The organism is Aureimonas flava (genome assembly GCF_003583935.1).
Lineage (GTDB): Bacteria > Pseudomonadota > Alphaproteobacteria > Rhizobiales > Rhizobiaceae > Aureimonas > Aureimonas flava.
Genome location: NZ_QYRN01000003.1, coordinates 177,254 through 195,046, shown reverse-complemented (window position 1 = coordinate 195,046; position 17,793 = coordinate 177,254). Strand labels below are relative to the sequence as shown.

Annotated in this window: 18 protein-coding genes and 1 riboswitch; of the genes, 12 read left to right on the top strand and 6 right to left on the bottom strand. The window is 69.9% G+C overall.

Annotation, left to right across the window (positions count from 1 at the left end):
* Positions 1-31: 31 nt before the first annotated feature.
* The 9 genes from ugpA to D3218_RS06535 all read left to right on the top strand — a co-directional run bounded on the left by ugpA (position 32) and on the right by D3218_RS06535 (position 9,304).
* On the top strand, positions 32-916 hold the full coding sequence (gene ugpA / locus D3218_RS06575; protein WP_119539115.1) for a sn-glycerol-3-phosphate ABC transporter permease UgpA: 885 nt from the start codon (positions 32-34) through the stop codon (positions 914-916).
* Positions 917-920: 4 nt separating this feature from the next.
* Positions 921-1,769: a sn-glycerol-3-phosphate ABC transporter permease UgpE gene (gene ugpE, locus D3218_RS06570; RefSeq protein WP_119539114.1), complete on the top strand. Its 849-nt coding sequence runs from the start codon at positions 921-923 to the stop codon at positions 1,767-1,769.
* A complete protein-coding gene (locus D3218_RS06565) occupies positions 1,769-2,830 on the top strand; it encodes a sn-glycerol-3-phosphate import ATP-binding protein UgpC (RefSeq protein WP_119539113.1) in 1,062 nt (353 codons plus the stop codon). The genes ugpE and D3218_RS06565 overlap by 1 nt, the downstream gene beginning before the upstream one ends.
* Positions 2,831-2,907: 77 nt before the next feature.
* A riboswitch (glycine riboswitch) is annotated at positions 2,908-2,998 on the top strand.
* Positions 2,999-3,142: 144 nt separating this feature from the next.
* Positions 3,143-4,456 carry a D-amino acid dehydrogenase gene (locus D3218_RS06560; RefSeq protein ID WP_119539112.1) on the top strand — a complete coding sequence of 438 codons (1,314 nt, stop codon included), beginning with the start codon at positions 3,143-3,145 and terminating at the stop codon, positions 4,454-4,456.
* 277 nt (positions 4,457-4,733) lie between these two features.
* Entirely contained in the window at positions 4,734-5,492 is a 759-nt protein-coding gene (otsB, locus tag D3218_RS06555) for a trehalose-phosphatase (protein ID WP_245414946.1), read from the top strand.
* Between the two features lie 3 nt (positions 5,493-5,495).
* The gene (locus D3218_RS06550) at positions 5,496-6,947 is read left to right on the top strand and encodes an alpha,alpha-trehalose-phosphate synthase (UDP-forming) (protein ID WP_119539111.1); all 1,452 of its coding nucleotides are present in this window, start codon (positions 5,496-5,498) and stop codon (positions 6,945-6,947) included.
* Positions 6,948-7,037: 90 nt separating this feature from the next.
* Positions 7,038-7,679: a 2-dehydro-3-deoxy-phosphogluconate aldolase gene (locus D3218_RS06545; protein WP_119539110.1), complete on the top strand. Its 642-nt coding sequence runs from the start codon at positions 7,038-7,040 to the stop codon at positions 7,677-7,679.
* 87 nt (positions 7,680-7,766) lie between these two features.
* Positions 7,767-8,636: an alpha/beta hydrolase gene (locus D3218_RS06540; RefSeq protein ID WP_245414945.1), complete on the top strand. Its 870-nt coding sequence runs from the start codon at positions 7,767-7,769 to the stop codon at positions 8,634-8,636.
* Positions 8,633-9,304 carry a GNAT family N-acetyltransferase gene (locus D3218_RS06535; protein ID WP_119539109.1) on the top strand — a complete coding sequence of 224 codons (672 nt, stop codon included), beginning with the start codon at positions 8,633-8,635 and terminating at the stop codon, positions 9,302-9,304. Before D3218_RS06540 ends, D3218_RS06535 begins: the two co-directional genes overlap by 4 nt.
* 6 nt (positions 9,305-9,310) lie before the next feature.
* On the opposite strand, the gene D3218_RS06530 is transcribed toward D3218_RS06535, so the two are convergent.
* The 6 genes from D3218_RS06530 to D3218_RS06505 form a co-directional block, all read right to left on the bottom strand.
* The gene (locus D3218_RS06530) at positions 9,311-9,751 is read right to left on the bottom strand and encodes a hypothetical protein (protein WP_136625061.1); all 441 of its coding nucleotides are present in this window, start codon (positions 9,749-9,751) and stop codon (positions 9,311-9,313) included.
* A gap of 242 nt (positions 9,752-9,993) precedes the next feature.
* Positions 9,994-10,785, bottom strand: a complete 792-nt coding sequence (locus D3218_RS06525) for a transporter substrate-binding domain-containing protein (RefSeq protein WP_245414944.1) — start codon at positions 10,783-10,785, stop codon at positions 9,994-9,996.
* A gap of 116 nt (positions 10,786-10,901) precedes the next feature.
* On the bottom strand, positions 10,902-11,921 hold the full coding sequence (locus D3218_RS06520) for an autotransporter domain-containing protein (RefSeq protein ID WP_136625060.1): 1,020 nt from the start codon (positions 11,919-11,921) through the stop codon (positions 10,902-10,904).
* Between the two features lie 175 nt (positions 11,922-12,096).
* Positions 12,097-13,101 carry a 2-hydroxyacid dehydrogenase gene (locus D3218_RS06515; RefSeq protein ID WP_119539106.1) on the bottom strand — a complete coding sequence of 335 codons (1,005 nt, stop codon included), beginning with the start codon at positions 13,099-13,101 and terminating at the stop codon, positions 12,097-12,099.
* A complete protein-coding gene (locus D3218_RS06510; protein WP_119539105.1) occupies positions 13,098-14,132 on the bottom strand; it encodes a LacI family DNA-binding transcriptional regulator in 1,035 nt (344 codons plus the stop codon). Before D3218_RS06510 ends, D3218_RS06515 begins: the two co-directional genes overlap by 4 nt.
* Before the next feature lie 80 nt (positions 14,133-14,212).
* Entirely contained in the window at positions 14,213-14,689 is a 477-nt protein-coding gene (locus tag D3218_RS06505) for a MarR family winged helix-turn-helix transcriptional regulator (RefSeq protein WP_119539104.1), read from the bottom strand.
* 122 nt (positions 14,690-14,811) lie between these two features.
* Here D3218_RS06505 and D3218_RS06500 point away from each other — a divergent pair, with 122 nt between their 5' ends.
* Genes D3218_RS06500 through D3218_RS06490 form a run of 3 tightly spaced genes read left to right on the top strand, consistent with a single transcriptional unit; the run spans position 14,812 to position 17,791 of the window.
* Entirely contained in the window at positions 14,812-15,618 is an 807-nt protein-coding gene (locus tag D3218_RS06500) for a creatininase family protein (protein WP_119539103.1), read from the top strand.
* Between the two features lie 44 nt (positions 15,619-15,662).
* Positions 15,663-16,814, top strand: coding sequence for a CobW family GTP-binding protein (locus tag D3218_RS06495; RefSeq protein WP_119539102.1), 1,152 nt, complete (start codon positions 15,663-15,665; stop codon positions 16,812-16,814).
* Positions 16,814-17,791 (top strand): WD40 repeat domain-containing protein, encoded by a 978-nt coding sequence (locus D3218_RS06490; RefSeq protein WP_119539101.1) that lies wholly within the window; start codon positions 16,814-16,816, stop codon positions 17,789-17,791. The genes D3218_RS06495 and D3218_RS06490 overlap by 1 nt, the downstream gene beginning before the upstream one ends.
* The last annotated feature ends 2 nt before the right edge of the window (positions 17,792-17,793 follow it).

The window sequence follows — 17,793 nt, the reverse complement described above, 5'->3', positions numbered from 1 at the left end:
GGGCGCGCACTCATCCAGCCAGGGCGTCCGCTTGCAGACCCGCGTCATCTTTCCCAACAAGTTCCTGCCCTACCTGCTGCTCGCGCCGCAGGTCCTGGTCACCCTGGTGTTCTTCTACTGGCCGGGCGCGCAGGCGCTCTACCAGTCGGTGCTGCGCGAGGACGCCTTCGGGCTGAAGACCGAGTTCGTGGGCCTTGCCAACTTCGCCCAGGTGCTCGGCGACCCCGGCTATCTCCACGCGCTGCGGACCACGGTCGTCTTCAGCCTCTGCACCGCCGTGCTGGCCATGGGGCTGGCGCTGCTCCTGGCCACCTCGGCCGAGAAGGTGCTGCGCGGCCGGGCCTTCTACCGGACGCTGCTGATCTGGCCCTACGCGGTGGCGCCCGCCATCGCCGGCATGCTCTGGCTCTTCATGTTCAACCCGACCATGGGCACCTTCGCCTACATGCTGCGCTCGGCCGGCTACGGCTGGGATCCGCTCCTGAAGGGCGATCAGGCGATGCTGCTCGTGGTGGTCGCGGCGGCCTGGAAGCAGATCTCCTACAACTTCCTGTTCTTCGTGGCGGCGCTCCAGTCCATCCCGCGCTCGCTGATCGAGGCGGCGGCGATCGACGGGGCGAGGGGGCCGAAGCGGTTCTGGACCATCGTCTTCCCGCTGATCGCCCCCACCACGTTCTTCCTGCTGGTGGTCAACACCGTCTACGCCTTCTTCGACACGTTCGGCATCATCGATTCGGTGACGGGCGGCGGCCCCGCCAAGGCCACCGAGACGCTGGTCTACAAGGTCTATACGGACGGGTTCGTGAACCTAAACCTCGGCGGTTCGGCCGCGCAGTCGGTGATCCTGATGGCCATCGTGGTCGCGCTCACCGCGTTCCAGTTCCGCTTCGTCGAGCGGCGCGTGCACTACGGGTGAGGCGATGATCGAGAACCGCCCCTTCGCCACCGCGACCGCCCATGTCGTGCTGATCCTCGGCGTCCTGATCGTCGCCTTTCCGATCTACTACACGTTCGTCGCCTCGACGTTGTCGATCCCCGAGATCCTGCGTCCGCCGCTGCCGCTCCTGCCGGGGGACCGGTTCGCCGAGAACTACGGCCAGGCGTTGTTCGGCGGCGTCGGGCGCATCGGCGGCGTCGACGTCTGGACGCTGCTGTTCAACACGTTCGTGATGGCGCTCGGCATCGCCGTCGGCAAGATCGTGATCTCGCTCCTGTCGGCCTTCGCGATCGTGTTCTTCCGCTTTCCGTTCCGGATGGCCTTCTTCTGGATGATCTTCCTGACGCTGATGCTGCCCGTCGAGGTGCGCATCCTGCCCACCTACAAGGTCATGGTCGATCTCGGCCTGATCGATACCTATGCCGGGCTGATCCTGCCGCTGATCGCCTCGGCCACGGCGACGCTCCTGTTCCGCCAGTTCTTCCTGACCATCCCGGGCGAACTGGTGGAGGCCGCGCGCGTCGACGCGGCGGGGCCGATGCGCTTCTTCCGGGACATCCTCCTACCCCTGTCGCGGACCAACATCGCCGCGCTCTTCGTCATCCTCTTCATCTACGGCTGGACGCAGTATCTCTGGCCGCTCCTCGTCACCAACGACAACTCCATGAACACGATCGTCATCGGCCTGAGGAAGATGATCTCCTTCGCCGACGCCGACACGCCCTGGAACCTCGTGATGGTGACGGCGATCCTCGCCATTCTGCCGCCCGTCCTCGTGGTGGTCCTGATGCAGCGATGGTTCGTCAAGGGCCTCGTGGAATCGGAAAAGTAATGGCCTCGATCACACTCAGCGACGTCCGCAAGACCTATCCCAACGGGCAGGAAGCGGTGAAGGGCATCTCGCTCGACATCGCGGACGGCGAGTTCGTCGTGCTGGTCGGCCCGTCCGGCTGCGGCAAGTCCACGCTGCTGCGCATGGTGGCGGGGCTGGAGCCGATCACCGGCGGCGAGGTGCGGATCGGCGACCGGCGCGTCAACGACCTGGAGCCGGCCGACCGCGACATCGCCATGGTGTTCCAGAACTACGCCCTGTACCCGCACATGAGCGTGCGGCAGAACCTTGCCTACGGTCTCAAGAACCGGAAGATGCCGGCGCAGGAGATCGAGCGGCGGATCGGCGAGGCGGCGCGGGCACTCGAGATCGAGACCTATCTCGACCGCAAGCCGGGCCAGCTCTCGGGCGGACAGCGCCAGCGCGTGGCCATGGGCCGTGCCATCGTGCGCGAGCCGGCGGCCTTCCTGTTCGACGAGCCCTTGTCCAATCTCGACGCGAAGCTGCGCGTGTCCATGCGCGCCGAGATCCGCCGCCTGCAGAAGCGGCTGAGCACGACCAGCCTCTACGTCACCCACGACCAGCTGGAGGCCATGACCCTGGCTGACCGGCTGGTGGTGCTGAACGGGGGGCGGGTCGAGCAGGTCGGCACGCCGATCGAGGTCTACGAGCGGCCGGCCTCGCTGTTCGTGGCCGGCTTCATCGGCTCGCCCGCCATGAACCTCGTGCCGCTGGCCGACGCCATGGCGATCGACGGCATGGATCGCGCGCTCGTTGCCGCACCCGGCGCCTCGCACGTTCTCGGCATCCGCCCCGAGCACGTCTCGATCCTGGAGGGGCCCGGGGACGGGCGCCCCGCGACGGAGGTGACGCTGAACGCCATCGAGCGGGTGGGCGCCGAGACCTATCTCTACGGGGCCCTGCCGTCCGGCGGCGCCGACATCGCGCTCCGCACCCCCGGCCACGTGCGCAAGGACCTCGGGGAACGGGTGCGCATCGGCTTCGATCCGGCGGCGCTCCACCTCTTCTCCGCCGAGACGGGACGGCGCGTCGACGGCTGACCGGGACGCGGCGATCGGGCAGGGTTGCGAATTCTTTGACCTTGCCCCTTTGCGCGCCATGCCATATGTCGGAGTCATCGCCCGCTGCGGGAGAGATCGGTCCTCGAGACCGGCGCCGAAGGAGCAACCGCCCCGGAAACTCTCAGGCAAACGGACCGCGCGGCGTGAATCATATCCGGAGAGTGACGGCTCGTTTGGCCGTCCGCCGAAGGAGAAAGCGGACGAGGGAATGCTTCCCCCGCCGTGAAACTCTCAGGCCAGTGACGGAGGGGCACGAAGGCAACCCGCATGAGTGCGGGGAAAGGACCTGTCGTGACCTCAGTGGCCGTCATCGGCGCCGGCATCACCGGCATCACCACCGCCTATAAGCTTCTCTCCCAGGGCCTCGACGTGACGGTCTTCGACCGCAACGCCTATTCGGCCATGGAGACCTCCTTCGCCAACGGCGGTCAGCTTTCGGCCTCCAACGCCGAGGTGTGGAATTCGCCCTCGACCTTCATCAAGGGCGTGAAGTGGATGCTGCGCAAGGACGCGCCGCTGCTCGTCCACCCCGCGCCGACGTGGCACAAGCTGTCCTGGATGGCCGAGTTCGTGCTGGCCGCGCGCTCCTACGAGGAGAACACGGTCGCCACCGTGAAGCTCGCCATCGCCGCCCGCCGCCATCTGGTCGAGATGGCCGAGCGCGAGGGCTTCGAGTTCGACCTCGTGAAGCGCGGCATCCTCCATGTCTACGAGTCCAAGGCCGAGTACGAGCACGCCGCCCGCGTCAGCGCGCTCTACGCCAAGGGCGGGCTCGAGCGCCGCAGCGTGACCGACGATGAGATCCACGCGATCGAGCCGGCGCTGGCCGGCACGTTCCACGGGGGGTTCTTCACCGAATCCGACTTCACCGGCGACATCCACAAGTACACGCGCGGCCTGGCCGAGGCGGTGGTCCGTCGCGGCGGCCGGATCCGCTACGAGGCGGACGTGACGCGCCTGTCGACGCGCGCCGAAGGGGGCGCTGCCGTGTTCTCGCGCCCCGTCGGCAGCGAGGCCGAGGAAGCGCGCGAGGACTTCGACGCCGTGGTGGTCTGCGCGGGCGTCGCCAGCCGCCGCTTCGCCGCCCAACTCGGCGACCGCGTCAACGTCTATCCGGTGAAGGGCTACTCGATCACCGTGAACCTCGCCGACGAAGCGAGCCGCGAGGGCGCGCCCTACGTCTCGCTGCTCGACGACAAGGCCAAGATCGTGACCAGCCGCCTCGGCGCCGACCGGCTGCGCATCGCCGGTACGGCCGAGTTCGCGGGCGAGAACCGCGACATCCGCATGGATCGCATCAAGCCGCTGGTGGACTGGTGCCGTCACCGCTTCCCCGGTGTGTCCACCGCCTCGGTCGTCCCTTGGGCGGGTCTGCGCCCGATGATGCCGGACATGATGCCGCGTGTCGGGCGCGGCTCGGCGAAGGGCGTCTACTACAACACCGGACACGGCCATCTCGGCTGGACGCTCTCGGCGATCACCGCCGACACGATCGCGGCGGAAGTGGCGGGCGACCACGCCGCGCCCGGGACGGTGGTGCGCTCCGAGCTCAAGCCTGTTCCCGCCGTGCGTGCGCAGGCCGAGCGCCTCACCGAAGCCGCCTGACCGACCCGGTCGCACGTTCGGCGGCCGGCGCGCTTCGGCGGCGCGCCGGCCGTTTCGCGTTCCGGCCTTCCGCGCCTCGCAGGCCTTGGCCGTTTCCGTGATCGGCGCGTCACTGCGTATCCTGCAATGCAGCGTCGCGCGACGGTCCGCCGAGTTCCCGAAGCGGGGGAGGGGAGCGGTTGCGGCGGCGCGGTTCGGCGCATTGTGGCCGGGCAAAGGCGGATTCGTGTGCAATTCATGGGTAGGCATGCGCGCCGTTTCCCCTATCTTGGGGCCCATGAACCTCCCCCCGCCGCTCGATCCCGCCCGCCACGCGCTGTTCATCGACTTCGACGGGACGCTCGTCGAACTCGTGGATCGGCCCGAAGACGTCCGCATCTCGCCGGAGGCGGTGCAGCGACTGGGCGTCCTCCAGCGTCAGTGCGCCGGCGCCTTCGCGCTCCTCAGCGGTCGCCGCATCGCCGATCTTGACCGGTTCCTGTCGCCGCTGGCCTTCGCCGCCGGCGGGATCCATGGGTTGGAGCGCCGCGAGGAGCCCGGCGGCCCCATCGTCCCGCTCGCCGGGCCGGCCGGCCTCGACCCGATCCGCCTCGTGCTGTCGGTCGGGGTGACCGAGGAGCCGCGCCTGCGGCTGGAGGACAAGGGCACCTCGCTGGTCGTCCACTATCGCGGGCATCCCGAACTGGAGGGGGCAGCGGTGGAGCTCGTCCAGCGTTCGGTGGCCGACGAGCCGGGCTTCGCGGTTATGAAGGGCGACAACATCGTCGAGGTGCATCTCGGCGGCATGGACAAGGGCAAGGCCCTGTCGGCCTTCATGACCCGCGAGCCCTTCGTGGGTAGGGTGCCCGTCTATCTCGGCGACGATACGACCGACGAGTTCGGCTTCGCCGCGGTGAAGGCGCTGAACGGCGTGTCGATCAAGGTGGGGAACGGACCCAGCGAGGCGGACTATCGCCTCTCCTGCGTGGATTCGGTCCATCGCTGGCTCGGATCGGAGCCAGGCTTGGGGGCGGACGGCATGAAAGAGGCTTCATAAGGAATGGCAGGCGACAATCATCGGCTGGTGGTCGTATCCAACCGGGTCGGGCCCCTGAGCGACGAGGGCAAGGCCGGCGGGCTCGCGGTGGGACTGGCCGACGCGCTGCGGCGGCGCGGCGGGCTGTGGTTCGGCTGGAGCGGCCAGATCACGCCCGAGGGCACGGGCAGCGAGATCCGCGTGGAGGAGCACGGCCACACCGCGCTGAAGACCATTGACCTTAGCGAGCAGGAGATCGAGGGCTTCTACTTCGGCTACGCCAACCGCTCGCTCTGGCCGCTCCTGCACTACCGGCTCGACATCGCCGCCTTCGACCGGGAGTCGGAGCGCGTGTATCGCGCGGTCAACCGCCGCTTCGCCGAACGGTTGACGCCGCTCCTGGAGGCCGACGACCTCGTCTGGGTCCACGACTACCACTTCTTTTTCCTGGGCCAGGAGCTGCGCAAGGCGGGCTACGACGGGCGCCTCGGGTTCTTCCTCCATATTCCCTTCTGCCCGCCCGACATGCTCACCGCGCTGCCCGCGAGCCAGGACCTCGTGCGCGCGATGCTCGACTTCGACGTGATCGGCTTCCAGACCGACAACGATCGTCGCAACTTCGTGGCCTTCTGCACCCAGGAGTTCGGTGCCGAAGACATCGACGGAGACCGGCTGCGCACCGCCGACGGGCGGATCGTGCGGGCCTCCGCTTTCCCGATCGGCATCGATGCGGAAGGGTTTGCGGAGTTCGCCGTCTCGGACGAGGCGCGCGAGCACGAGCGGATGGTGGGGAGCATCTCGCACGGGCGCCATCAGATCGTCGGCGTCGATCGGATGGACTATTCCAAGGGCATCGTGGAGCGGTTCCGCGGCTACGAGCTGCTGCTGGAGGACAACGCCGACCTGCGCGGCCAGACGCAGTTCCTTCAGGTCGCGCCCCTGTCGCGCGGTGAGGTGGAGGCCTACGCGGACCTCCGGGTCGAACTCGAAGGCCTGGCCGGCAACATCAACGGCCGCTTCGCCACGCTCGACTGGAACCCGATCCAGATCATGGTTAACGGCTTCACCCGGCGTGCGCTCGCCGGGATCTACCGAGCGGCCCAGATCTGCATGGTCACGCCGCTTCGCGACGGCATGAACCTCGTGGCCAAGGAGTTCGTGGCGGCGCAGGACCGCGCCGATCCCGGCGTGCTGATCCTGTCGCGCTTCGCCGGCGCGAGGGCGGAGCTGCCAGAGGCCCTGATCGTCAATCCCTACTCGCCGGACGATCTTGCGCGTGCCCTGCGCCAGGCGCTCGAGATGCCCCTGGAGGAGCGCCAGCGTCGGCACGAGGCGATGCGCGCGCGCGTCTTCGCCAACACCGCGCACAACTGGTGCGAGACGTTCCTGGCCGTGCTCGACGCGCCGGCCGAGCGCGATCTCCAGCCGCGGTCCTGGTGGGATCGATTCCGCTCCGGCATGGCGATGAGCTGGTAGCGGATCGAACGGATCGGCGGGGTTCCGGCGGGCCCGCGCTTGGGCTAAAGCTCGCCGGAGAGCCAGCCGTCCGCGAGGATCAGAGAGCCGATGACCCAGAAGACCCATGCCCTGATGGAAATCCTGACGGGGCAGCCCGTCATGCCCGTGGTCGCGGTGGACAGCGCGGCCGACGGCGTCAACCTCGCGCGGGCGCTCGCGGCCGGCGGCCTGCCGGGCATCGAGGTGACGCTGCGCACCCCTGCCGCGCTGGAGGCGATCAAGGCGATCTCGGCCGAGGTGCCCGAGGCGCTGTGCGGCGCCGGCACGATCCTCACCCCGCGCCAGTTCGACAAGGCGGTGGAAGCCGGCGCGCGCTTCATCGTGTCGCCCGGCACGACGCACGAGGTGCTGGACGCCGCCAAGACCTCCGACGTGCCGCTCCTGCCCGGCGCGGCCACGCCGAGCGAGCTGATGGCGATGATCGAGGAAGGCTACGAGATCCTCAAGTTCTTCCCGGCCGAGCAGCTCGGCGGCATCCCCTACCTGAAGGCGCTGGCTCCCGTGTTCCAGGGCATCCGCTTCTGCCCGACCGGAGGGGTGAGCCCGAAGAACGTCGCCGAGTACCTGGCGCTGCCCAACGTCGTATGCGTGGGCGGATCCTGGGTCGCGCCCAAGGAGATGGTGGCGGCCGGACGGTTCGAGGAGATCACGGCGCTGGCGCGCGAGGCGGCCGCTCTCGCCCGCCGCTGACGCTCGGGGGCGGGCGCGGCCGTCTGGTCGCCGCCCCCGCCCGTCCCATCTTCGTGGGGGTCCCGCAATCCCTTCGTGCGATCCCCCTTGCGCTCCATCACCCGTCTGCTCCTCCTCCTGTCGCTGGCCGGCCTTGTGACGGCCTGTTCGGGCGCCGCGCTCCTCAATTCCGTCACCAGCCGCGCCGGCTTCGAGACGGTGCGCAACCTGCGCTACATGCCGGGCGAGCGCGGCACGTTCGATCTCTACGTGCCCGACACGGCCACGGCCTCGACCCCGATCGTCGTGTTCTTCTACGGCGGAAGCTGGGATTCCGGCTTCAAGGCGATCTATCCCTTCGTCGGCCAGTCGCTCGCCTCGGCCGGCTACATCGTGGCGATCCCGGACTATCGGGTCTACCCGGACGTGCGTTTCCCCGCCTTCGTCGAGGACGGCGCGCGGGCGGTTTCCGCGATCGAACGGCTGGCGCGACGGGGCGGGGCGGGCGTCGAGCCGGGGCGCCATCCGCTGTTCCTGATGGGCCATTCGGCTGGCGCACAGATCGCCGCGCTCCTCGCCTTCGACGCCCGCTACCTCGCCGCTGCCGAAGCGCCCGACCGGGCGATCGCGGGCTTCGTCGGCCTGTCGGGTCCCTACGATTTCCTGCCGCTCAAGGAAGAGCGCTACAAGCGCATCTTTCCGCCAGCGCTGCGCGAGGCGAGCCAGCCCGTGCGCTTCGTCGGGAGGGGCGACCCGCCGGCGTTCCTGGCACACGGGCTGAAGGACACCACCGTCGACCCCGAGAACACACGCTCGCTGGCGCGGCATCTTCGCCGGGCGGGCGTTCCCGTCACCGAGGCTCTCTATCCCGAGCTCGACCATATCGGTACGGTCAGCTCCCTTGCCACAGCCCTGCCGCTCGGCGACCGGCGGGTGCGCGAGGACGTTCTGGCGTTTCTGAAGGACCGATCGCGATGACGAGCCACGACCTGTCGCACTGGGAGCCGCGCGAGCTGCCGGGGCGTAACGCGATCACCGGCGACCATGTCCGCGTGGAGCCGGTGCGCGACGCGCGGCGCTTCGCCGAGCTCCATGCGGCCTTCGGGGGCAACGACCGCCTGTGGGACTATCTCGCCTACGGTCCGTTCGCGGACGCCGAGGACTTCGGACGTTTCGCCAATGCCACCTATCTCGGCTCCGATCCGATGTTCCACGCGATCGTGCCGCTCGCCTCGAACCGTGCGGAAGGCGTGGCCGCGCTGATGCGCCTCGACCCGGCCAACGGCGTCGCGGAGATCGGCCATATCTGCCTCGGGCCCGCGCTCCAGCGGACGCGCGCGGCGACCGAGGCGTTCCACCTCCTGTTCTCGCGCGTGTTCGACGAGCTCGGATACCGCCGGCTCGAATGGAAGTGCAACGACAAGAACGCGCCGTCCCGCCGCGCGGCCGCGCGGCTCGGCTTCACCTACGAGGGCACCTTCCGCCAGCACATGGTGACCAAGGGGCGCAACCGCGACACCGCGTGGTTCTCGATCGTGGACGGCGAATGGCCGAGGGTGAAGGCCGGGTTCGACGCCTGGCTGCGACCGGAGAACTTCGACGCGAGCGGTCGGCAGTGCCGGTCCTTGTCGCAGCTCCGCCCCTGAGGCGGCTCAGCCGCGCGCCGGAACGATGGTGATGAGGGCGTTGGACGGATAGACCGATTCGTAGAGCACGCCGTCGCCGGGAATGAACTCTAGGACGGTCGCGCCGCCGCCGTCCGCCATCACCAGGGAGCCGTCGCCCGTGGTCTTCCAGTAGGCGACGCGCGCGAGCTCGGGCGAGGCGGCGCATTCGGGGCCGAGCGGCGCGCGGCGGAAACCGGCGCTGGGGTCGGCGGGCCCCGCCATCTTGCAGCTCGCGCCGTTGCGCAGGTCGATCAGTCGGATGGCGGCCGCCGGGTGTGCGCCCGCCGGGGCGATCGAACCAGTGATCTCTTCGGAGGGGCGCATCATCGAGACGAGGCTCTCGGCATTCGCGTCGGAGCGGGCGGGAAGGTTGGCGAGGAGCGTTCCGACGAAGCCGACGCCGAGCGCCACGGCTGCAAATCTCATGACCAATCTCCGAATGCGCCGCGTTGCCGAGCGGCACTGAACCCTTGGACGGCCTGCGGCTCCCGGGAAACGTAGGATCCCGAACGGGCGGAGGGGCAGGCTGACAGAGGCTCAGTATCGCATCGTTAGCCTTACCTGAAGGTTAACGAACCCGGCCGTGCGTGCCCTTCGCCGGACGAACGGCACGGGAGACGGCAGGCCTCGCGGGTCGCTGCGCGACCGCGCGAGGCACCGGTCGGCGATCATTTCATGTTGGCGTCGAAGATCCGGTCGAACTCGCCCGTCGCCTTGGCCAGGTGCAGCCACTGGTCGACGTAGTCCTTGAACGCCGTGTCGCCGCGCGGCAGCAGGAAGCCCATCTCGCCGTACTGGAGCGGCTGGTCGGGGTTCACGGCGCACAGGCCGGGATGCAGCTTCGCCTGGAGCTTCACCTCGACGGATTCGGCGACCATGACGTCTGCCCGGTTCTCGGCGATCTCCTGCCAGATCACGCGGTTGTCGGGGAAGAGCTGGATCTGCGCGTCCGCGAGCTTGGTGCGCGCGAACTTCTCGTTGGTGCCGCCGGGATTCACGACGACCCGCGTCGCGGGCTGGTTGATCGCCTCGATGGTCTGGTACTTCGAGACGTCCTCGCAGCGCACGATCGGCGCCTTGCCGTTCACGAGATACATGGCGCTGAAGGAGACCTCGCGCTGCCGAGGCAGCGTCACGGAGATGCCGCTCATGGCGATGTCGCACTTCGACTGGAAGTCGGCGAGGAGGTCGGACCATTTGGTCTGGATGAAGACCGCCTCGGCGTCGAGCGACTGGGCGAGCGAACGGCCGAGGTCGATGTCGATGCCCACGAAGTCGTTGGCACCGCCGGGCCGGTAGGAGAACGGGCGGTAGTCGCCCGTGGTGCACACGTTCAGCACCTTGCGCTCGACCACCTGGTCCAGCCGCGATGCGCCGGCCTCCTGGGCGAATGCCTGCGTCGACAGGGCCGCCAACATCGTGCCCGCCGCGAACCGCGCCACCGAACAACCCAAGCTCATCGCCCCGACTCCATGTCCCGTTTGATTCCGATCCCATGATCGGCAAGCCATGGTAGCTGCAGTGCAGCAACGATCAACCGCATCGGAGGCGGGAACGCCCGGGAACAAACGGAAGGCTAGAACTTCGCCTCGAGCCGCAGTTGCAGGGAGCGCGTGTCGCCGTCGCCGCCGAACCGTGACAGGTGCTCGACCCGCGCGGTCCAGTTCGGTGCGAGCTCCGTCTCGATCTCGGGTGCGATGGTGAGTTCCCGGCTGACCAGGCGGCCGAGCGATTGCGCGCGCGCCAGATCCTGCCGCACCTCGACGCGCAGGGCGGGGGCGAGCGTGTAGTCCGGCCGGACGATCGGCCGCGTCGTTCTGATGCCGGCCACGGCCGAGGTCCGGCTGGCCAGAAGGGCGCTGCGCGCGTCGACGCCGCGCGGCTGCGCGCGGATCACGGCGGTTTCCACGCGTCCGTAGGGCGAGAGCACGACCGTGCCGGCAAGGAAGCGCGAGCCGTAGGTCGCGGTGGCAAAGCCCGCCTCGCCGGCGTCGATCGCGCCGCCGGCCGAGGCCGCCGAAGCGTGCAGCGGGCCGAGACCCGCGGCGAGATCGACGAAGCTCGCGGGCGTCGGCGCGAACGTGCCGTAGGTGGAGACCGTGGGCAGGTCCAGCGTGCCCGTGCCGCCCTGGGCGCGGTTGAACCCCGCCGCGACGCCGGCGGCGCCCCGCGCCGACAGCGGCAGGTCGAAGCCGGTCGCGACGTCGGCGCGCGACTGTCGCGAGGCGATCATGCCGTCGGGGTCCCGGCCCAGTTCGATGACGCCGCTGCCCCAAAGGTCGCCGGTGCCGTCGCTGGTGGTGCGCCGGTTCACCTCGAGTTCCACGGCGGGCACCGGGCGCCAGTCGAAATCGTTGTCCCAAAGGAGCACCGGCATGTCGGGCTCGGAGCTTCCGAGGAAGGGGTCCAGCGTTCGGTCGGCTTGGGCCCGCGCGAGACGCAGGTCGAGATCGACGGCCGACATGGCGACCGTGTCCGGGTCGCGCACGGCCTCGATGCGCGCGTTGAGGCGGGCGCTGGCGGCGAGCGCCAGATCGCTCGCCGTGCGCAGCGCGGCTTCGAGCTGGGCCGCGTGGGCGGCGGTGGCGAGCGGCAAAGCCGCCGCAGGAACAAGGCAGGCCGCGAACGCCGCGCCCTGAAGGCGACGGCGTCTTCCAAGCCGGAGAACGGTCATCGGCCGTCTCCCAGATTGTGGATGTCGATGCGGATGATCGCAGTGCAACATAACCCAGGGCTGGATCACGCGAAAGGCAGGAGCACCCGCGTCGCGATCACGAAGCCTTGGCGCGGGTCAGACCGGCATCCGCGCTTTCCGGCACCGGCGTCGGCAGCGTTTCCCCCGCGAACCATGCGGACAGGTTGTCGGCGACCAGCAGGCCCATCGCGCGGCGCGTGTCGCGCGATGCGGAGGCGACGTGCGGCAGCAGCACGGCGTTGGGCAGGGCCATCAGCGCATCCGGGATATGCGGCTCGTCGGCGAAGACGTCGAGGCCGGCTCGGGCGATCGTGCCGTCGCGCAAGGCCGCGATCAGCGCCGGCTCGTCCACCGTGGAGCCGCGGCCGATGTTGATGAAGATGCCCTCCGGGCCGAGGGCCCGCAGCACGGAAGCGTTCACAGCCCTGTCGGTGGCCGCCCCACCGGGCGCGGCCACGACCAGGATGTCCACCGCGCGGGCCAGCCCTTCCAGCGTGTCGTGGTAGGCATAGGGCACGTCGGTGCGACGCGAGCGGTTGTGATAGGCGATGGTGAGGCCGAACGCCTCCAGGCGCTTGGCGATGGCGAGCCCGATGCGGCCGAGACCCATGATGCCGACCGTCTTGCCGCGCAGGCTGAAGCGAGTGAGCGGGAAGGGCCCCTCGGCGCTCCAGCGACCGGCCCGCGCGTGGGCTTCGGCCTGGCCGAGCTCGCGCACCGTCATCAGGATCAGGCCGAGGGTCGTGTCGGCGACCTCCTCGGTCAGGACGTCCGGCGTGTTGGTCACGGCCACGCCGCGCGTGGCGGCGTGCGCGGCGTCCACGCCGTCGTAGCCGACCCCGAAATGGCCGACGATCTCGAGGTTCGGCAGCGCGTCGATCACCGCGTTGGGAAGGTGGCCGGCGACGGCCACGGCCCGGATCGCCCCGCGTTCTCCCTCCGGCAGAAGGTCGATGTCGCGCTTCTCCAGCTTGCGGACGGTGAAGCGCCGCTCGAGTTCGGCGACGCCGTCGCCGTTGTAGGGGCCGAAGACGAGGACGGTGGCGTCGTTGGGACTGGACACGCGGGCGCTCACTTTCATGGGGACGGATTGACGATGCCGAAGTCAAGCAGGCTGGACTGGCGGACGCGCAGTTCTGGGCGGATCAGCACGAGCTCTTCCGCCGCCGGCGCGCCGCTAAGGCGGGCCAGCAGCGCGCCGGCGGCGCGGTGGCCGACCTCGGACTGCCCGTTGGCGACGGTGGTCAGCGGCGGCATGGCGATCGCGGCCTCGTCGATGTCGTCGTAGCCGCAGACCGCGATGTCGACGCCCGGCCGGACGCCGGCGCGCGAGAGCCCGTACATCAGTCCGAGGGCGACGAGGTCGGAGAAGCAGACGACCGCGCTCGGACGGTCGGGCAGCGCCAGGAACTCGGCGGCCGCGTCGAAGCCCTGGTGGCGCGAACGCGCGCCCCGGATCCACCATTCGGGGCGGAAGGCGATGCCGGCCTCAGCCAGCGCGTCGCGGTAGCCCTGGGCGCGGTCGCGGCCTGTGGAGGTCTGGTCCGTCCCGCCGACCAGCGCGACGGCGCGGTGCCCTTCCGCGATCAGGTGGCGCACCACGAGCGACATGCCGTAGGCGTCGTCGCCGCGAAACGAGGCGACGCCCGAACCCTCGACGGTGCGGGCGATCAGCGCCACGGGCAGGTCGTTGTCCTCGGCGAGGCGGATGTCGGAGGCGGGCGTGCCGATCGCCGGCGACATGATCAGCCCGTCGGCGCCGAGCTGGAGCATCGTGTCCAGGAACGACCGCTGCTTGGACAGGTCGTCGTAGTGGTTGCACAGAACGAAGGTCTGGCGGTGGCGGTCGAGCTCGTCCTCGATCGCCTTGAGGATCTCGCCGTAAAACGGGTTCATGATGTCGTGGACGCACACGCCGACGATGCCGGACTTGGAGGTGCGCAGGCTGGCCGCCCGGCGGTTGTAGATGTAGCCGGAGGTGCGGGCCTCCTCCTTGATGCGTTCGCGCGTGACCTCGGCGACGAGGGGGCTGTCGCGCAGCGCCAGCGATACGGTGGCCGTGGACAGGCCGAGCCGCTCGGCGATCGTCGACAGTTTGACCTTTTGCGCCACCTAGTGCCGTTCCATGTCCATGCGCGTATTCTGACGGTTCGGGTGTAAGGACTGGCTTCTTCCGACGCAACCGGACGGCTTCAATCGTCAGTCTCCGCCGGCGCGTCGGCCGGTGCGGCGTCGGCGAAGTTGCGCTCCACCCGTCGCAGGACCTTGCGCAGGCGGCGGGCGTCCTTGGCCTTGAGCCCCTTCAGCGCCTGCCGTTCAACGGCGGCGCGGGCCGCGCGCACTTCGGCGACGAGGCCGAGCCCCTTGTCCGTGAGGTGGACGAAGCTCTGGCGCGCATCGGAGCGGGAGGCGCGGCGCACCACGATCCCCTGCGCCGACAGGCGCGTCATGGTCTTGGTGACGGTGGGCGGGCGCACCGCGAGGCGCTCGGCCAGATCTCGCAGCGAGATGCCGTCCTCCTCCTGCGCGATCGCGAGCAGCACCGCGTCCTGTCCGGGATAGAGTCCGCGGGCGGCGAGTTCGTGCGACAGCGCGTTGCGCACGGCACGCGCGGTCAGCGTCAGTTGCACGCCGACGGCCGCTCCCTTGATCTTCTTGCGCTCGCCCATACTCGACCACCCGGCACAGAGGCGCGAGGATGACCGGGCTTCCCGGTCTTGTCCACGCCAGCGCCCTTTCACCATCCGGCGGGTGGATCTACAAGCCTGGTTCCCGCCCGGAGACAACGCCGATGCCGCTCGCGCGACGATTCGAGGACCTGACCAGCGCCGAGCTCGGCCAACGACGGGAGACGCTCGGCCGCGCCGTGGCCGTCCTGCCCGTGGCGGCCGTGGAGCAGCACGGCGAGCACCTTCCGCTCGGCACCGACGCGCTGATCGCCGACGCGATGGTGGCCGGGACCATGGCGCGCCTGCCCGACGCGCTGGAGGCGGTGTTCCTGCCCGTGCTGCGCGTCGGCGCCTCGGACGAGCACCTCGACTTTCCCGGCACGCTGTCGCTCGGCTGGCGCATCGCGGCCGATACGATCGTGCGCCTCGGGGAAGGCGTCGCGGCGGCCGGCTTCGCGCGCATGGCCGTGGTCTCCTCGCATGGCGGCAATACGCCGGCGGTGGAGGCCGCCGCGCTGGAGCTTCGCCGCCGGCTCGGCCTCCTGTGCGCCAGCGCCTCGTGGAACCGCTTCGGCCTGCCCCCCGGGCTCCTGCCCGAAGCGGAGGTGGCGACCGGCATCCATGGCGGCGCGCTGGAGACGGCGCTGATGCTCCATATCCGGCCCGATCTCGTGCGGCGCGACCGCGTGGCGGACCGGCCGTCGCTCCAAACGCGGCTCGCCGCCGAGCGCCGGCACCTGCGCGCCCACGGGCGGCTCGGCTTCGGCTGGCTGGCGCAGGACCTGAACCCCGTCGGCACCGTGGGCGACGCGCGGCTCGGAACGGCCGAGATCGGCCGGGCGATCCTGGAGCATCAGGCCGCGCGCTTTGCCGAATTCCTGGCGGACGTCGCCGCCGTGGATTGGCCGCCAGGCCCCGTGCAAAGCTGACGCGAGGCGCCTATATCGGGCGCTCCAGGCAAGGAGGCATCCCGATGTCCGACACGTCCCGCCCGACCGAGGGCCAGATTCCCGTCACCGTGCTCACCGGCTATCTCGGCTCCGGCAAGACGACGCTGCTCAATCGAATCCTCACCGAGGACCACGGCCGCCGCTATGCCGTGATCGTCAACGAGTTCGGCGAGATCGGCATCGACAACGACCTCATCGTCGAGACCGACGAAGAGATCTACGAGATGAACAACGGCTGCATCTGCTGCACCGTGCGCGGCGATCTCGTGCGCGTCGTGGAGACGCTAACCAAGCGCGCCGGCCGCTTCGACGCGATCGTGGTGGAGACCACGGGCCTCGCCGATCCCGTGCCGGTGGCGCAGACCTTCTTCATGGACGACGACGTGCGCGCCAGGACGCGGCTCGACGCGGTGGTCGCCCTGGTGGACGCCAAGCATATCGGCCTGCGCCTGAAGGATTCGCGCGAGGCGGAAGACCAGATCGCCTTCGCCGACGTGGTGCTCCTCAACAAGACGGACCTCGTGACCGCGGAGGAACTGGCGCGCGTCGAGGCGACCGTACGGGCGATCAACCCCTCCGCCGTGATCCACCGCACCGAGCGCTCGGCCATCGCGCTGGACCGGGTGCTGGGGCAGGGCGCCTTCGACCTGAAGCGGGTGCTCGACCAGGATCCGGCTTTCCTGGAAGCGGCGGCGCAGGCCCATGACGACCACGTCTGCGGCCCGGACTGCGACCACGACCACCATCATCACGATCATGCGCACGGCCACGACCATCACGGGCACGACCATGGCCACCACGGCCACGACCATGGGCATCACCACCACGACCAAGGCGAGGTCGCGCCGATCCACGACGTCACCGTCACCTCCGTCTCGCTGCGCGGCGGCGAGCTGGACCAGAACCGCTTCTTCCCCTGGATCCAGAACCTGACCCAGACGGAAGGTCCCAACATCCTGCGGCTCAAGGGCATCATCGCCTTCAAGGGCGACCCGGACCGCTACGTGGTGCAGGGCGTGCACATGATCATCGAGGGCGATCACCAGCGCGCGTGGCGCGACGACGAGCCGCGCGAGAGCCGCCTGGTCTTCATCGGCCGCGATCTCGACGCCGCCCGCCTCGAGGCCGAGTTCCTGTCCTGCGCGGCCAAGACGCGCGAGGCCACGCCCGCCTGATGCCGCAGATCGCCCCCTATTCGTTCGACGGCCATGTCGAGACCGCAGCCTTCCTGAAGGACGAGCCGGTCTTCGCGCTCTCGGACGGTACGATCCGCTTTCCCGCCGGGGGCGAAACCGTGGTCGAGGCGCATGCGCAGGGGCTCCTCTGCGCCCGGCCCGACCCGTTCGCGCCGCGCCTCCTCTCGGGCGGCGAGGACGGCCGGGTGGTGGCCACCGGGCCGGACCGGCAATGCGCCGAGATCGCGTCGGCGGGCCGCAAGTGGATCTCGGCCGTGGCCGGCGGGCCGGGCGGTGCGGTGGGCTATGCCGTGGGTCGCACGGCCTTCGTGCGCGAGGCCAAGTGCGAGACGCGCGAGTTCGCGCACGGACGGACCGTCGAGGATCTCGCCTTCGCGCCGAAGGGCCTGCGGATCGCGACGGCTCGCTACGACGGCGCCTCGCTGTTCTTCGCCGGAACGGACGCCAAGGCGCAGGAGCTGGAATGGAAGGGCGCCCACACCGGCGTCGCCTTCTCGCCGGACGGGCGCTTCCTGGTCACCGTGATGCAGGAGAATGCCCTGCACGGCTGGCGGCTCGACGACGGCAAGCACATGCGCATGACCGGCTATCCCTCCAAGGTGAAGAGCCTGTCCTGGTCGGCCAAGGGCAAGTTCCTGGCGACCTCGGGCGCGCCGGCGGCGATCCTCTGGCCGTTCTCGGGCAAGGACGGGCCGATGGGCAAGGCGCCGCTGGAACTCGGCACGCGAGGCGACACGAGCGTCGTGGCCGTCGCCTGCCATCCCGCCGACGACGTGGTGGCCATCGGCTACGCGGACGGGATGATCCTGGCCGTGCGCATCTCCGATGCCAAGGAGGCGCTGCTGCGGCGCGGCGGTTCGGGCGCGGCGCGCACGCTCGCCTGGGACCCCAAGGGCCGCTTCCTGGCCTTCGGAACGGAGAGCGGCGAGGCCGGCGTGATCGACATCGCCGGCTGAGG

Excerpts from the sequence above, each read along its gene's own strand:
- D3218_RS06525 (WP_245414944.1), bottom strand. The coding sequence starts at position 10,785 with ATGAGCTTGGGTTGTTCGGTGGCGCGGTTCGCGGCGGGCACGATGTTG.
- otsB (WP_245414946.1), top strand. The coding sequence starts at position 4,734 with ATGAACCTCCCCCCGCCGCTCGATCCCGCCCGCCACGCGCTGTTCATC.
- D3218_RS06490 (WP_119539101.1), top strand. The coding sequence starts at position 16,814 with ATGCCGCAGATCGCCCCCTATTCGTTCGACGGCCATGTCGAGACCGCA.
- D3218_RS06505 (WP_119539104.1), bottom strand. The coding sequence starts at position 14,689 with ATGGGCGAGCGCAAGAAGATCAAGGGAGCGGCCGTCGGCGTGCAACTG.
- D3218_RS06530 (WP_136625061.1), bottom strand. The coding sequence starts at position 9,751 with ATGAGATTTGCAGCCGTGGCGCTCGGCGTCGGCTTCGTCGGAACGCTC.
- D3218_RS06515 (WP_119539106.1), bottom strand. The coding sequence starts at position 13,101 with ATGAAAGTGAGCGCCCGCGTGTCCAGTCCCAACGACGCCACCGTCCTC.
- D3218_RS06500 (WP_119539103.1), top strand. The coding sequence starts at position 14,812 with ATGCCGCTCGCGCGACGATTCGAGGACCTGACCAGCGCCGAGCTCGGC.
- D3218_RS06535 (WP_119539109.1), top strand. The coding sequence starts at position 8,633 with ATGACGAGCCACGACCTGTCGCACTGGGAGCCGCGCGAGCTGCCGGGG.
- D3218_RS06565 (WP_119539113.1), top strand. The coding sequence starts at position 1,769 with ATGGCCTCGATCACACTCAGCGACGTCCGCAAGACCTATCCCAACGGG.
- D3218_RS06495 (WP_119539102.1), top strand. The coding sequence starts at position 15,663 with ATGTCCGACACGTCCCGCCCGACCGAGGGCCAGATTCCCGTCACCGTG.
- D3218_RS06550 (WP_119539111.1), top strand. The coding sequence starts at position 5,496 with ATGGCAGGCGACAATCATCGGCTGGTGGTCGTATCCAACCGGGTCGGG.
- ugpE (WP_119539114.1), top strand. The coding sequence starts at position 921 with ATGATCGAGAACCGCCCCTTCGCCACCGCGACCGCCCATGTCGTGCTG.
- D3218_RS06545 (WP_119539110.1), top strand. The coding sequence starts at position 7,038 with ATGACCCAGAAGACCCATGCCCTGATGGAAATCCTGACGGGGCAGCCC.